Source organism: Elusimicrobiota bacterium, from assembly GCA_041660185.1.
GTDB lineage: Bacteria > Elusimicrobiota > Elusimicrobia > 2-01-FULL-59-12 > 2-01-FULL-59-12 > JBAZWU01.
The window spans coordinates 156,756-171,587 of sequence record JBAZWU010000002.1 but is presented as its reverse complement, the minus strand read 5'-3'; the positions used below and the strand labels follow the sequence as shown (position 1 = coordinate 171,587).

General features: G+C 55.4%; 16 protein-coding genes. 13 read left to right on the top strand and 3 right to left on the bottom strand.

The window, feature by feature from the left end; all coding sequences use genetic code 11:
- Positions 1–16: 16 nt before the first annotated feature.
- The gene (locus WC859_03125; GenBank protein MFA5975139.1) at positions 17–463 is read right to left on the bottom strand and encodes a MarR family transcriptional regulator; all 447 of its coding nucleotides are present in this window, start codon (positions 461–463) and stop codon (positions 17–19) included.
- Positions 464–531: 68 nt separating this feature from the next.
- Complete coding sequence (locus WC859_03120) at positions 532–1,005, bottom strand: response regulator (protein MFA5975138.1); 474 nt, start codon at positions 1,003–1,005, stop codon at positions 532–534.
- A 157-nt stretch (positions 1,006–1,162) separates the two neighbouring features.
- Here WC859_03120 and WC859_03115 point away from each other — a divergent pair, with 157 nt between their 5' ends.
- The 12 genes from WC859_03115 (at position 1,163) to WC859_03060 (ending at position 13,730) form a co-directional block, all read left to right on the top strand.
- Complete coding sequence (locus WC859_03115) at positions 1,163–2,287, top strand: VIT1/CCC1 family protein (protein ID MFA5975137.1); 1,125 nt, start codon at positions 1,163–1,165, stop codon at positions 2,285–2,287.
- Positions 2,288–2,303: 16 nt separating this feature from the next.
- Positions 2,304–3,758, top strand: a complete 1,455-nt coding sequence (locus WC859_03110; GenBank protein MFA5975136.1) for an SDR family oxidoreductase — start codon at positions 2,304–2,306, stop codon at positions 3,756–3,758.
- 114 nt (positions 3,759–3,872) lie between these two features.
- Entirely contained in the window at positions 3,873–5,942 is a 2,070-nt protein-coding gene (locus WC859_03105; GenBank protein ID MFA5975135.1) for an ATP-binding protein, read from the top strand.
- Positions 5,920–6,597: a response regulator transcription factor gene (locus tag WC859_03100; protein MFA5975134.1), complete on the top strand. Its 678-nt coding sequence runs from the start codon at positions 5,920–5,922 to the stop codon at positions 6,595–6,597. Before WC859_03105 ends, WC859_03100 begins: the two co-directional genes overlap by 23 nt.
- A 137-nt stretch (positions 6,598–6,734) precedes the next feature.
- A complete protein-coding gene (locus WC859_03095; GenBank protein MFA5975133.1) occupies positions 6,735–7,760 on the top strand; it encodes a tetratricopeptide repeat protein in 1,026 nt (341 codons plus the stop codon).
- 407 nt (positions 7,761–8,167) lie between these two features.
- A complete protein-coding gene (locus WC859_03090) occupies positions 8,168–10,141 on the top strand; it encodes an autotransporter domain-containing protein (GenBank protein ID MFA5975132.1) in 1,974 nt (657 codons plus the stop codon).
- Positions 10,142–10,346: 205 nt separating this feature from the next.
- Positions 10,347–10,913: a sigma-70 family RNA polymerase sigma factor gene (locus WC859_03085; protein MFA5975131.1), complete on the top strand. Its 567-nt coding sequence runs from the start codon at positions 10,347–10,349 to the stop codon at positions 10,911–10,913.
- Positions 10,910–11,143 carry a zf-HC2 domain-containing protein gene (locus WC859_03080; GenBank protein ID MFA5975130.1) on the top strand — a complete coding sequence of 78 codons (234 nt, stop codon included), beginning with the start codon at positions 10,910–10,912 and terminating at the stop codon, positions 11,141–11,143. The genes WC859_03085 and WC859_03080 overlap by 4 nt, the downstream gene beginning before the upstream one ends.
- Positions 11,144–11,167: 24 nt before the next feature.
- Complete coding sequence (locus WC859_03075) at positions 11,168–11,785, top strand: hypothetical protein (protein MFA5975129.1); 618 nt, start codon at positions 11,168–11,170, stop codon at positions 11,783–11,785.
- A 148-nt stretch (positions 11,786–11,933) separates the two neighbouring features.
- The gene (locus WC859_03070; protein ID MFA5975128.1) at positions 11,934–12,902 is read left to right on the top strand and encodes a hypothetical protein; all 969 of its coding nucleotides are present in this window, start codon (positions 11,934–11,936) and stop codon (positions 12,900–12,902) included.
- 42 nt (positions 12,903–12,944) lie between these two features.
- Positions 12,945–13,325, top strand: coding sequence for a hypothetical protein (locus WC859_03065; protein ID MFA5975127.1), 381 nt, complete (start codon positions 12,945–12,947; stop codon positions 13,323–13,325).
- A 111-nt stretch (positions 13,326–13,436) separates the two neighbouring features.
- The gene (locus tag WC859_03060) at positions 13,437–13,730 is read left to right on the top strand and encodes a zf-HC2 domain-containing protein (protein MFA5975126.1); all 294 of its coding nucleotides are present in this window, start codon (positions 13,437–13,439) and stop codon (positions 13,728–13,730) included.
- On the opposite strand, the gene WC859_03055 is transcribed toward WC859_03060, so the two are convergent.
- On the bottom strand, positions 13,727–14,296 hold the full coding sequence (locus tag WC859_03055) for an adenylate kinase (GenBank protein ID MFA5975125.1): 570 nt from the start codon (positions 14,294–14,296) through the stop codon (positions 13,727–13,729). The genes WC859_03060 and WC859_03055 overlap by 4 nt on opposite strands.
- A 291-nt stretch (positions 14,297–14,587) precedes the next feature.
- Here WC859_03055 and WC859_03050 point away from each other — a divergent pair, with 291 nt between their 5' ends.
- Complete coding sequence (locus WC859_03050) at positions 14,588–14,827, top strand: FeoA family protein (protein ID MFA5975124.1); 240 nt, start codon at positions 14,588–14,590, stop codon at positions 14,825–14,827.
- The last annotated feature ends 5 nt before the right edge of the window (positions 14,828–14,832 follow it).

Sequence of the window (14,832 nt, the reverse complement as noted above, 5' to 3'; positions counted from 1 at the left end):
CCCAAAAAATGGTTTATTACTTCTCCTTTTTTTCATCAATAGCGGATGCGACGCGCCGGATGAGCCCCAAAAGAGCGTCCTGTTCGGATTCATTGAGCATGGCCATCATCCCGCGGGAAATCTTCAAATGGGCCTGAAAAATCTGGTCGTACATCTTCTGCCCGCCCTCGGTTAAGCCCACGCGAACGACCCGCCGGTCCTCCTCTGAGCGTTCCCGGCAAACCAGGTGTTTATCTACCAATCTATCGACGATACCCGTAACGCTGCTCAGGGACAGATTCAGTTTTTGCGCCAGGTTGCTCATGGGGCCCGGCTCGTTCCGCCCGGCAACCAATATCAGGTTGACTTCCTGGTTGGAGAGCAGGTCAAAAACGTCCGGCGTTTCCTGGCTGCTGATGGCGAAGCGCTCCACAACGGCGCCGATGTAACGGGTCAGTTCGATTGATTTTTGCTCTAAGTCCATCATCCCTCAGATAGTTCGAAAACCGAAGCATTTAGAGCCTACAGCATGCTGTTTGTTTTGTCAATGGATTATTCGTTATGGGTAAATTTTCCGCAGGTCTTGCAACGGGAGAGTCGTTCAACTGCTTTTTTGACGCGTGAAATCAGATGCTCCAGATTGTAGGGTTTTAAGACAAAATCAAAGGCGCCTTTTTGCATCGCAAAAACAGCGGTTTCCACGGCGGCGAAACCGGTGGCCACAATGACTTCCGTTTCTGGAGAGATGCTTTTAATCTCCTGAAGGAGTTTGAGGCCGTCCATCCGGGGCATGGTGATGTCGGTAATCACAACATCAAATTTTTTCTGGCTGACCAGTTGGACGCCTTCGGTCCCGTCCACTGCCGTTTCGACGTGCATGCCTTGATTGGTAAGCTCCCACTTCAACATCTGGCAGAAACCGGGTTCGTCGTCTACGACCAGAACCATTAAAGGTTTGGTCGGGACCTCGGGGTTGTTTCCCGTCGCTTCCGCCGGGTTGTGTTTGTGGATTTTTTCGGTTGTCATGGGTGTTTTTTCTTCCATTCTTTCAATAAAACCAATACGATCCATTCACAAGGAAACAAAAAGCAAACAAGAAAAAGGGAGTTCGTAAATTGCTTGCGAATTTGAGTAAAATTCACACGGACGGTCCTATACAGGAGTTGTAAACCGAAAACGCATCATGAGTACTTCGAAAGACCTATCGCGATACCGGGCCAACTTTCAGGGGGAGATCGACAGCCTGACGCTTTACCTGGCGATGGCGAAAGCCGAATCCCACCCCAAGCTGGCGGAGGTGTACCGCCGCCTGGCCAAGGTGGAAGAGAAGCATGCCCATTTCTGGGAAGAAAAGATGCGCGAAGCAGGTGTTTCGGTGTCCTGGACTCCCACGCTTCGTGCGCGGATCAAAGTATGGCTGGCGCGGTTCGTTGGACCGGGGTCTGTCCTTCCGATGATTGCGGCCGCCGAACGGACGGACCAGGGGATGTATGACACACAGCCTGAATCGAGCCAGACCGGGATGCCGGGGGATGAGCGGTCTCACGCGCGACTTCTGCAGGTGATGACGCAAGAAACACCCCGTGGCATGGAAGGGAATGCCCTGGCCCGGATGGAAGGCCGCCACCGGGCGATCGGCGGGAATGCGCTCCGGGCCGCTGTCCTGGGAGCCAATGACGGACTCCTGTCCAATTTCAGCCTGGTCATGGGGGTGGCCGGGGCTAATCTGTCCAGCCGGTCGGTTCTTGTAACCGGGATCGCGGGACTTCTGGCCGGGGCTTTTTCAATGGCGATCGGGGAATGGATTTCTGTTCAGAGTTCCCGTGAATTGAATCAATTTCAGATTGCGGTGGAAGCCGATGAGCTGGCCGTGGCTCCGGAAGAGGAAGAAGAAGAGCTCGCCCTGATTTATGAAGCCAAAGGCCTTCCTTCCGATCAGGCTCGCGATCTGGCCAAGCGTTTGATCAGCGATCCAGCTAAAGCCCTGGATACCCTGGCCCGTGAGGAACTGGGCATTGATCCGGATGAACTGGGAGGATCCGCGTGGGAAGCGGCGCTCATGTCCTTTTTCCTTTTTGCCGCCGGCGCCATGATCCCCGTGGCGCCCTTTCTGTTCCTGCAGGGAACGACAGCCGTCCCGGTCACCCTGGCGGTCAGCGCGCTGGGGCTGTTCGGGATTGGAGCGGTGATCACGTTGATCACCGGGCGATCCGTCTGGATTTCGGGATTTCGTCAATTGGGCATCGGTCTGATCGCGGCTGGCATCACTTTCGGCATTGGTCACTTGATTGGGACCCATCTCGGATAATCCAAGCCATCCTTCGATGGCCTCTTCTCCTTTGATCTTATTAACGGGCGCCTCCGGCTACGTCGGAGGACGGCTTCTGGCGGCGATGGAGCGGCACGGTTGTCGGCTGCGCTGCCTCTGCCGGCAGACGGAACGCCTGAAGGTCCGGACCATCCCGGACACGGATATTGTTCAGGGAGATGCGCTGGACCTCCCTTCGCTGGAAAAAGCGCTGGAAGGCGTGCATACCGTCTACTACCTGGTTCATTCCATGGCCGCCGGTTCCGGTTTTGAGACCATCGACCGGCAAGCCGCCCACAACTTTGCTGAAGCAGCGGTCCGGGCTAAAATCCGCCGAATCATTTATCTGGGCGGCCTCGGCGACAGCCGCGAGTCCCTTTCATCCCATCTGCGGAGCCGCCAGGAAGTCGGGGATATCTTCCGGGCCTCCGGCATTCCCGTCATTGAGTTCCGCGCCTCGATCATCATTGGTTCAGGGAGCCTTTCCTTTGAGATGGTCCGAGCGCTCGTGGAGCGCCTGCCGATCATGGTGACGCCCCGGTGGGTGGTTACACTTGCCCAGCCCATTGCGATTGAAGACGTGATCGCTTATCTGCTGGCCGCGGCCGATCCATCCGTTCCGGATAACCGGATTTATGAAATCGGCGGGGCCGATGTTGTTTCTTACGCCGGTCTCATGCGGGAGTATGCGCGCCAGCGGGGGTTGCACCGGTTGCTGATTTCCGTTCCCTTTCTGACGCCCAGGCTTTCCAGTCTCTGGCTCGGGCTGGTGACACCGATCTATGCCCGGGTCGGGAGACAGCTGGTGACCAGTCTCCGTCATGCCACGGTGGTGCGCGATGCCTCGGCCCTGCAGGTGTTTCCTATCCGGCCGCGCGGCGTCCATGACGCGATCCGCCGGGCGCTCATTAAAGAAGACAGTGATTTTGCGCAGACCCATTGGTCGGATGCCCTTTCGTCCGCCGGCCTGAAGCGTTCCTGGGCCGGGGTCCGTTTTGGGACGCGCATCCTGGATTCACGGGTGGCGCACGTCCACCGAAGTCCCCGGGAAGCCTTCCGGGTGATCCGTCGGATCGGAGGAGATACCGGCTGGTATTTCGGCGACTGGCTGTGGCGGTTCCGCGGGTTTTTGGATCTGCTCGTGGGAGGAGTCGGCATGCGCCGGGGCCGCCGGCATCCGGAGTGGCTGCGCGTCGGAGACACCGTCGATTTCTACCGGGTTGAAAAATATGCAGCGGACCGGCTGCTCCGGCTTTTTGCCGAACTCAAATTGCCGGGTCGCGCCTGGCTGCAGTTCGAAGTGGAACCGGACGGGCAAGGATCGCTCATCCGGCAGACCGCCGTCTTCGATCCCGTCGGTTTGTGGGGGCTGGCGACCTGGTACCTGCTCTACCCTTTTCATAAAATCGTTTTCGTTGGAATGATCCACGGCATCGCCCGTGCCGTTCACCGTCAGCCAAACACCTTCTGAACGAATCTTGGGTGCCTACCTGTCCGGATGAGGGATGGTTTCTTCTTTGTATGCTCTTCCCTTGACAGAGTGCTTTTCCGACGTTAAATACAAACTGTTCTTATGCCGTCTAAAATGCGAAATCCGGTCAGGCTCATTGTCCTATTAACCGCAGGGCTCATATTGCCCGGGGTGTTCTTGAGCTATTTGGGGTTGCGTTCGCTCCAGATGGAGAACCTGCTGTTGCAGCGCCAGACGGAAGAACGTTATGCGGCGGACGTGATTCTCATCGAAAAGAAAGTCGCAGAAAAGCTTTCGGATCTGGTGGGTTCCCTGCAGGCTCTGGCCCGCGATCCTCGCGTGGTGCGACTGGACATCTCGAAGATGACCCCGCTTCTTCTGGGAGCCTCGCGGCTGGACGAAATCCCCGTGGAAAATATTTTCGCTTTTGACGATCAGAACCAGCTGCTGGTTCCCCCGCCGCGCACGGCCGCTTCCGCTCCGGGAAACAGCCTTCCTGTTGATCTGGAATGGGGTTCGTTCCGTGAGGAAATTGACCGTCTGGAACATCTGGAATTCGTAGAGAAGGATCTGGAGCACGCCCTTCAAGGCTATCAGGCGCTTTATTCCCAGATGTCCAAAACCCCTTTGAGGGCCGCGCTGCTCAAGAATATCGCCGTCGTTTACCGAAAACTGCATCAGGACTCCCTGGCGGAACGGGAGTATCTCAAATTGATTCACGAATATGACCAACTCGCAGATCCGTCCGGTTATCCGATGGGGATCCTGGCCAGAAAGCTCTTGATTCAGTTGTATGACAGGAAAGGGTCCTGGGAGCGCGCTCAGGAACTCCGGCAGGATCTCTATGAAGGTTTGGTTCTCGGACGGTGGAAGATCCCGCTCTCCCAGCAGGAAACGCTGCTTCAGGAAGTGCGCCAAGGCACTGGTCATCGCGGCCCGTGGGACCGGATTCTGGCGCTCGAGCGCCGGCTGGAGAAACTCCAGCCCATCGGCCAGGCTTTCGCCAAACAGGATTGGCCGGGTCTTTCGGAGCGTTTGCGCAAGCGCGGATGGTCGGAACAAGGGGGCGTTCTTCAATTGTCCGGATCGCGGGAACACCTCGCCGTGGTCGCGCCGATCCTGTCCCCGGAGAGCCATCGTCGGCAAGGGTGGCTTGTTGCGCTGGTGCCGGGACGCTCCGTATGGCCAATGGTGGAACATTCCATGACTGAACTGGCCGGTCCCCTCGGCCTTAAGGCGGAAATCGATGAGGGGGGCGGACCCGCGAAGCCCGGTTTTCAGCACCCGGTGAACCCCGTCGACCCACCGCTGTATTTCCGGCTCTTGGATTCGAATTCTTCGGAGCGCGACCAGCTCGCACGCCGGCGCCGCTGGATTTTTGGCGGCATGGTCGGGTTTTCTTTTGTGGTCATCGTGACCGGCATCATCGTGATAGGACGGGCCGCGCGGCGCGAGACAGAGGCGGCGAATTTAAAGGCGGACTTTGTAGCCAATGTCTCCCATGAGCTGCGGACGCCCCTGACAGCCATCTCCCACATCGGCGAACGCCTCAGCCTGGGACGCTACCGTTCGGAGGAGGAGAGAAATGAGTTTTACGGTTTATTGGGGAAGGAAACCAGCCGGTTACGCCTGCTGATCGAAGACGTCCTCGATTTCTCCAAAATGCTGGCTGGAAAGAAAATCTACCGGTTGGAACGGCTGGATCTGGGAGCACTCGTCCAAGAGGCTTCTGATCATTTTGAAGCCAAAGCAGAGGCCCATGGTTTTGCGGTGCGCTTGGATCTGGCGCCAGAGACCATTTCCATCCGTGGGGACCGGAGGTCTCTCTTGCAGGCTCTCCTGAACCTAATGGACAACGCCATGAAATATTCGGGGGAATCCCGTCAGATCGATGTCCGGGTGACGCGGACGCAGGATCGCGGCCGGGTCGCTGTTCAAGATTACGGCATCGGTATTCCGGAAAAAGAAAAGCCAAAGATCTTCGAAAAGTTCTATCGTGGAGAGCAGGCTGCGGGCGACACATCTATCGGAGGAGTCGGACTGGGACTGGCCATGGTGAAGCATATCGTCGAAGGACACCAAGGGAACATTTGGGTCGAAAGCGCGCCAGGCCAGGGCAGCGTCTTTTGTCTGGAATTTCCGCTGGTGCAAGGAGGAGAAGATGATTCGCATTCTCGTGATTGAGGATGACTCGACAATCCTCAAGTTGTTGTCCAGCGATCTGGAGCTGGAAGGCTATTCGGTGGCCACGGCAAAGGACGGCGTCGACGGTCTGGAACAGGCGAAGAAACTGCAGCCCGATCTCATCATCCTGGATCTGATGCTGCCCAAAATGAGCGGCTATGACGTTTGCCGGTCGCTGCGCAAGGACGGCTCGGACATTCCCATCCTGATGCTGACGGCACGGAGCCAGGAGGTGGAGAAAGTGGTCGGTTTCGAGCAGGGAGCGGATGATTATGTGACCAAACCCTACGGTTCCATGGAATTGATCGCCCGGGTGAAAGCGCTGCTCCGGCGTCACAAGCGCGAGCTCAGCAAAGTGGAGCAGGTCACCTTTGCCGATGTAACGGTTAATTTCAAGCGTATGGAAGCGATCCGGAACGGCCAGCCCATCGCCCTGACCGCGAAGGAGTTTCAAATTTTGGAGCTTCTCATCCGTTACCGCGGACAGGTGGTCAGCCGGCGGCAGTTCCTGGAGGAAATCTGGGGTTATGAGGAAATGCCAACCACTCGAACCGTTGATAACCGCGTCGCGATACTACGCCAGAAGCTGTCCCCCAAAAACGCGGAAGCGTATATCGTCAGCATCCACGGGGTCGGCTACAAATTTATCGCCTGAAGATTCCGCTACGGCACCTCTCAAATCACCTTATTTTATAGATCAAAAACGCCTTCCTCCGCTGTAATCAAAATGTTACATAAGAAAAATACGGGTGTAACACTCACCCGATAAAATAGGTCTTAAGGACTATGATCGTGTCTCCGATAAAACAACCTAGAACAACCTGCGCGATCCTGGCGGTCATTTTTTTGGCGTTGGGTTTCCAGCCCTGCGTCGTGTGGGGTGCTGAGCGCGCCGAAGAGGTACTGCAGAAGGCGCTCGTAAAGGAATCCGGCGAACGGGATTTGGAAGCCGCCGTCCAGTTTTATCAGCAGGTGATTGAGGCTCCTGGCGCCGGTCCCAGGTTGGTTTCGAAAGCCCGGTTGCGCATGGCCGGTTGTTATGAACGGCTGGGAAAAACCAAAGAAGCCGAGCAGCTCTATTCGCAGATCCTGGCCAGTAAACCCGCTGCTCCGACTGAAATCGCCCACGAAGCCCAAGTCAATCTTCGCCGCATCCAGGCCGAGTACCAGAAGGCGCAGTTGGAAGTCGCCGCCAAAAAACAGATGGTCATGGTGCGCCAGTTCCGGGGAACAAAGGCCACACTGCAATTAGGCCCTGCAACGATGCTTCCCCAAACGAATTCGTCATTCAAATTATCTGTAGCCATTCGATACCGGATTGCCCCTTTCTTGTATCTGGAAGGCGGGGTTCTGCCGTCTCTGGAAGGGGAAAAGGCGCAAGAGGCGTTGCCAGCCTCCAACGATTCAACCACGAAAGCGTCTTTGGTATTTCGATATCAGACCACGCTAGCGCTCATGGGAGAGCTGCCTCACGGCAAACAACGAATGCTGGTGCCGGAGATTGGCGGAGGGGTTGCGCTGACGTCGTCAAAGATCCAATACATATGTGTTCCGACAGGTTCCACACAAGCCTCAGGCGAGATTATCCAAAAGACCTGGAGCCCTCTTTTCAGCGCTGGGTTGCATCTTTACCCGGATCGGCTGGTGTCGGTTGTGTTGCAGAGCCGTTATGCGGCCAATCCTTATCCCCAGTCAGTGGCCATCCCCGAACTGTCCCGCCGAGCGGCGTTTGATTTTCCGTCAGGCCTGTGGACTTTTACGGCCCAGCTTCAGATCAAGATCGGTTGGTCGCATGTTGTGCTGAGGCCAAAGATATGAAGCGCTTCGGGATAGTCCTGTTACTGACCGGCATCTGTCTATTGCAGATGACTCCTGTTTGGGCAGCGCCCATCGAGTGGGTGGGTCCTGGCAGCAGCTTTATCGATGCCGCGAATTGGGACGGAGGAATTGTTCCTGATGATATCGCCGTCTTTAACACCGCTGTTCCGTATGCAATATCTATTCCACTTAAGGCCGGCGGCTCTCAATTGAACGGGATGACCTTTAATGCAGGAGCCTCCGCCTATACTTTTTTAAATGATTCGGACGTAATGTTCAATGGTCCAGGAATTATCAATAACTCGCCGATGACGCAAACCTTTCAAAATAGAGAATATATGTCTTTTAGTTATTCTGCCGGTGCCGGGGATGCGACCATATACAACCAAAGCAATCTCAACTTTCTTATGAACGCTACTGCAGGCAACGCGACGATAATAAATCAAGACTTAATTGAGTTCTATGACCAATCAACTGCTGCTAACGCCACGATTGTCACAAATAACGGCTATACAGAATTTCGTGCGCAATCAACAGGCGGGAATGCAACGATTATTGCCAACGACAACACCAGTTATGTCATGTTTCTAGATTCTTCGACCTCAGGCAACGCCACCCTGATTAATAATGGCGGGGTTGTCGATTTCAGCCTGCGATCCACGACTTTTACTTTGACCGCCGGTTCGATGGCCGGGTCTGGCTCATTTCAACTGGGTTCTCAGAACCTAACGGTTGGCAGCAATAATTCGAGCACCGAGGTCTCCGGTGTCATCAGCGGCAGCGGAGGATCCCTGGTAAAGGTGGGCGATGGAACATTCACGTTGTCGGGTGCGAATGCCTATACCGGGCTGACGACGGTACAGGCAGGCACGCTGAACCTGACCGGCTCGCTTGTCGGGGATGCCATCGTCCAATCCGGCGGCATTTTGTCCGGTTCCGGCAGTCTGGGTGGTTTGATCAACAACGGCATTGTGACCCCGGGGGTTAATGGTGTTGGCGCTCTCAGCGCCGCCAGCTATTCCGGATCGGGAATGCTCCGAATCAACATCAACGGCTCCTCCGCAACGGTTTTGAGGGTGTCCGGAAACGCCAACCTCACCGGCAGTACCTTGGACCTCGTTGCGTTGGACCCCGTTATCGGCCTATACGACGTGTTAACGGCCGGATCAGTCACCGGAGTTTTCTTGGCCATTGACACGTCTTCGTTCCCGGCCTATCTTTCGGTCTACGCCGAATACACCCCTACGGACGTATGGGTTCACATTCTCTTGACAGCTTATTTCCGGATGCTTGGGGAAACTATCAACCAGCGGAGCGTCGGCGCTGCGCTCGATGCTTCCGAAATTTATGCCGGCGCGAGTTTAGTGAGAGTTTATAACGCCATTTCCGACCTCCCTCCTGTCCAGGCCCGATCGGCCCTGGATCAAATGAGCGGGGACAGCCTGGCGTACTTCCCGGGGTTTGGACTTCGCGGCACCGCCCTTTTTACGGACCAGATGCATGAGCGTGCCGCCCTTTGGGCGAGTTCCACAACTGCGGCGGGCCTCTGGTCGCGCGGGGTGGGATTCTTTGACTCGATTGACGGGGATCCCGGTATCGGATCGCCGGCCGCTCATTCGGCCACCGGTGGTTTTCAAGCGGGTTACGACTACCCGTTAGCCGACGCTCTGTTAGTCGGATTCTCCGGAGGGTATGCCCGGACGAGTCTAACAGTCGACGATCGAGCGATGTCCGGCCAGAGCACGTTGATTCAATCAGGGATCTACGGCCGTTATACGCCGGGGTCTTGGTTTTTGAAGAGTTCCGTGGCCTACGGCGGGGTCTCTAACAACAGTACCCGGAATATCGCTTTCACTGGAATAAACGGGCAAACCACCGCCAGTTTTCAAAGCCATGTCGTAACTACCTACCTCGAAGGCGGTTCCGAGTTCAAATTCCGAAAAAGCTTGAGCGTTGAGCCCTCCGTGTCACTGCGGCAGAGTCATCTCAGGCAAGAGGGATTTACCGAGTCCGGCGCGGCTGGATTGGATTTGAATGTGGGGGAAGTAACACTGGATTCCCTGGTTTCAGCCTTGGGCATACGTTTGAACCGGTCCTTGCTCCAGCAGTCAGCCCATCCCGTAACGCTGGGGATGAGCACGGCCTGGCTGCATGAGTTCGGGAATACAGAAAACCGTGTCTCAGCGCAGTTTGTAGATGCGCCGGGCAGTGGTTCTTTCACGGTACAGGGCACCCCCAGGACCCGCAACGCCGCCACGATAGGTGTCAACGGAAGCGCAGACCTCTACAAAGACTTGCAAGCCTACGCCGATTACACCGCCACCATCGGTTCCGCCCAGACCAACCAAGCCATCCAGGGTGGCATAAAGGTGAAATGGTGACTCTTAGCGCCCCCTCCCTGCCTCTCCCCTTCCGTTAAGGATAGCCTTTCCTGTCGTTCCCTCTGCTTGGTGTAAAACCGTGACAATTCGAGGCAGTTTTATTGCCAACCTGTGGCATATCGGTCAGCCCCCTCCTGATAAACTGCGGCATGACTCAAAAGCATCTATTTTTAATGGAACGATTTTCACCCTTGGAGCGTCTGTAATGACCGTGCTCGAAGAACTCAAAACCGGGAAGACCTGGGAATTTGGCGAGTTGCTCCAGAACTATGGAGACCTCACCTACCGGATGGCGCTTCAGATCACCGGTGGGCAAGAACCCGATGCGCGGGATCTGGTCCAGGAGACATTCCTCAAAGTTTGGAAGCAATGGGACCTCCAGCGTCCCCGAGCCCTCAAAGGCTGGATTTACCGCATCATGCGCAATCTTTTCAACGATGCCATGCGCCGGAAATACCGCCGCCCCACCCTTTCCTTGGACGCTCCCTTGGATTCGCCAACACCCCTCGGACAGACCCTAAAAGGGATTGGTCGTCCGCTGGATGAAAACATGGAGAAGATGGAACTTCAGCGCGCGGTGTCGCAGGCGCTTCTGATGATTCCGCCCGAGTTTCGACTGCCCGTGGTCCTGTGCGACATGGCTGATCTCTCCTATGACGAAATCGCCGATATCCTGTCCTGCCCGGTGGGTACGGTCCGTTCCCGGATCTATCGCGGACGGGTCCAATTGCGGAGATTGCTGAAAGATCACATGTTGGGAGTGAAGTTATGAACTGTTCGCACGTTCAATCACTGTTGTCGGCCTATTTGGACGGAGAAATCAATCCCCCTGGGGCTGACTGGATCCAAAGTCATCTTCAGGACTGTGCCTCCTGCCGGGTGGAGCTTCGCAACCTGAAGGAAATTAAGCAAACCATTGAGCATATCGAAGGTCCTCCCATGCCGGTGGTACTTGCCGTCCACATTGTGGAGCGCACAATTGAAGGAAAATTGCCGGATTAACCGGCTAATCCAAGGAGAAAAATCATGCACCAACAGAAATGGATTGCTATCGGCCTTGTCATGGGAGTGGTGGCGACAGCGGCGGCCGGTCGGAAAAATACCGGGAAATCAGGCGCATCAGTAAGTAACACCTTTTATGTCTATCAGGATAAATCGTCGAGCGTAAACCATTTTACCCCGTCCGGATGGATGGGGGATTTTGGAGACATAAAACTGATTGATAACAATCTGACCGATCCCGCAGACGGAAAGTCGTGCGTTAAAATTCTTTATAGCGGCAAGGGCGCTCAAGGGGCCGGTTGGGTGGGGATGTTTTGGCAGCATCCTGCCAATAACTGGGGCACCAAACCGGGCGGGTTCGATCTCACCGGCATGACGCGTCTGACCTTCTGGGCGCGCGGCGAAAAGGGCGGGGAAATGATTGCGGAGTTCAAGATGGGCGGCATTACCGGGGATCATGGCGACTCCGACTCCGCCAGCATCGGTCCGATCACCTTGTCGAAGGAGTGGAAGAAATACACGATTGATGTCGTTGGCAAGAACATGTCCCACATCATCGGCGGTTTTTGTTGGGCGGCCAGCCGGGACGACAATCTGGACGGATTCGTCATTTATCTGGATGAAATTCGTTACGAAAAATAGGTCCACCTAAGTAAATTCGCATCTCAAAAACGAGCCGAATGATGCTCGTGTGTGTTCCCTCCATTGTAGTGCAAAACAATTACAAATCCAGGCAGCTTTGTTACCAGCCGGTGACATGTCCGTTGGGCCCGTCCTGATAGACTGCGGTATGAACAAAAAGTCTCCGATTTTCGGGAACGAATTCCTCCTTTTGAGCGTCTGTAAAGGCCCTCAAATCTCCATGGACAGTGTTTTCTATCGAAGATTCTCCGGCGGAGTTGTTTTGGCGCTGCTCCTTCTGGTGGCGCTCCCCTCGGGGATGCACTCCATGGCTCAGCGCGAAACCCCTGAGCATCTATTGGCTTTGGCCAAGCAACAAACCTCTGTATCGGGGAAAATAAATCTCCTGCGCGACTGGCTTCAATTCTTTCCAGAAGATCCCAAAAGCACACTCGTCCGGGAACATTTGATCGTCTTGTTGAAAGAAAGCCACCGCCCGGAAGATGCTTTGCAGATTTATCGTGGAAAAACAGCCCGCCACTCCGGTGGAGGCGTTGACCTTGGGCTGATGGATTGTTTGTTGAAAACGGGTCGCTTTGGGGAAGTGTTGCGCAACACGTCGCTTTCCTCCTTCCATTCCTACGATTTTTCGCGGCGTGTAGAACTCTTGGAATATCGGATTCAGGCCTTTCTGGCGCAAGGGGAATATGGAACGGCAAGGCGGGAGGTAGAGAAATGGCTCCGGGAATATTCAGCCGATGCTGTCCAATGCGATAATTTTGAGAAGGATGTGCAAAGCATCCAACTCTTGGCCCATAATTTGCGTAATCTGGAACGGGACCATGGTCCCAAAGGGAACCCCTTTTTTATATCCTTCGTTCCCGACAGCATGAAACGGTGGAGTTCCAAACGCGACATACCCATCGTGTTTTTTAGGTTGATTCCGCATTACAAAGATGCCGGGGACATTGGGAAATCGGCTTTACGCGTGAAGTATGAGCGGCCCGATGTTTTCGGCGCGATGGTTACGGATATGAATCAGGGATTTCGCGACCTGAGCGGCGGGTTGTTTTCGCTTTCGTTTCAAGGTCTGAACAGTCTTTATCTCCCCATCCAACCGGGAGACAGAGACGTATAGTCACTATCCCCCGAATGCCGTTCACTGACTTCACGAGTTTTAATGCATTCCATCCTTCCGTTTTATGCCCTTCAGGGAAAAGCCTTGGTGGTGATGGTGGATTATCGAGCGGAAGCGGGCGACACGGCGTTTTATATGGGCGATGGTTTGATCTATGTTCCGGCGCGCCGCCTGCAGAAAATGGTGTTGATGCACGAAATTCTGCATGGGCTGGGAGCGACGCATAAGGATTGGCATTGGTTGGAAAGTCAGGGATATCGGTTTGACTCAAAGGACCGTGGGTTGATGACTTTCGAAAGTGGATGCCTGCGGGATTTTGGGTTGGAGGAAAAGAACCGGGTGTTGCTGGGGTGGCCGCGCATGGTTTCCCGAAAGCTCTCTAATTCCCAAGAGGTCGCATTAGGCGCAGCTCCTGAAAATTAAAGGTAAGGGTCTATCTCCCCCTTGCCACAACCCCCTTTCCCGCTACTAGCCGGGGAAGGGGGTCTTTTTGCCGTTTAGAGTTGCATATACTAAGCTATGGATGCATATCTCATGCATCCGCAACAAGATCCATCGCTGTTGTCCGCCTACTTGGATGGCGAGCTGGGACCGGAAGAGGCGGGCCAGGTTGAGAGTCATCTCCAAAGCTGCCACGCGTGCCAGCAGGAATTGAGTTCGCTTAAAGCGATTCAACAGGCAATCCAGGGCGTGAACAACCCTGCGATGCCGGCGGAACTGGTTGCCGAGATTGAAAGGCACACCCTGGCCCGGCAAAGCTGGTGGCGCCGCCTTTATCAACGATTGCAGAAATCCTTCCGCGGCATCGTCCGCGCTGTTAAACGTTAGGCAAATACCTTCTGAATGCGGCCGAAGACGTCTTCGATGCTGCCGAGGCCGTTGATGTCGCGAACAATCCCCTTGGGCCGGTAGGTGCTCAGGCAAGGTTCGCTCTGGTTTTTGTAGGTGTCGATCCGCTTCTGGATCACGGTGGGATCCGCATCGTCTTGGCGGCCTTCGAGGGTCGCGCGTTTGGCCAGGCGCCCCCGGATTTCCGCATCCGAAACTTGGATATTAATCACGTGATGGAGCGGCAGACCTGAACCCGCGAGAATCCGGTCGAGTTCCTCCGCCTGGGGGATGCTGCGAGGAAAACCGTCGAGCAAAAATCCGTTCCGGACATCCGGCTGTCCCAGCCGTTCTTTCACCATGGCGATGGTGACGTCATCCGGGACCAGAAGTCCCTTCTCCGAGTATTCCTTGACCTTCTTCCCGAGCGGGGTCTGGTTTTTAATGTGGTGACGGAACATGTTCCCGGTAGAAATGTGCGGGACTTTCAGGAACGTTCCCAAGCGGACGGCCTGCGTTCCCTTGCCGGCGCCCGGAGGGCCGAAGAGGACAACGTTTTTCTGCATGGACATATAAATCTCCTTATGCTTTCTTCATTTCCCGCAACTTCTGGCGGGGAAACCATCATTAACGTTATGTATAGATCCCCGGCCAGCGACCGCCGGGGATGACGGGTTGGTTCGAGACAGTAGTGTAACAAGCGCAGGGGCTGCCGACAAAATGCTATTTTTTATTCGTCGTCATCCCCCGCGGGTGCTGGCGGGGGATCCAAAGAGTCATTCACATCATGATGGACCCCCGACAGGGACATTCGGGGGTGACGATGGCGTGGCCGCGGGGGATGACGAAGGGGAATAATGAAGAAAGTGCTGTCCGCTCTGGCTTCGGGGGAAAAAGGGGTCATTGATCGCCTAGAAACCTCCGAGGAGGCCAGCCTGAAATTCATGGAGTTGGGCCTGTTCCCGGGAGAACCGGTAGTTTTCCTGCGGCAGGCGCCGTTAGGCGGGCCCATTGAAATCGAACTGATGGGCTACCGCCTCTGTATCCGTAAAGAAGATGGGGACAGAATTTTCGTCGAATGCGGTCCCAATACGTGAGGCTC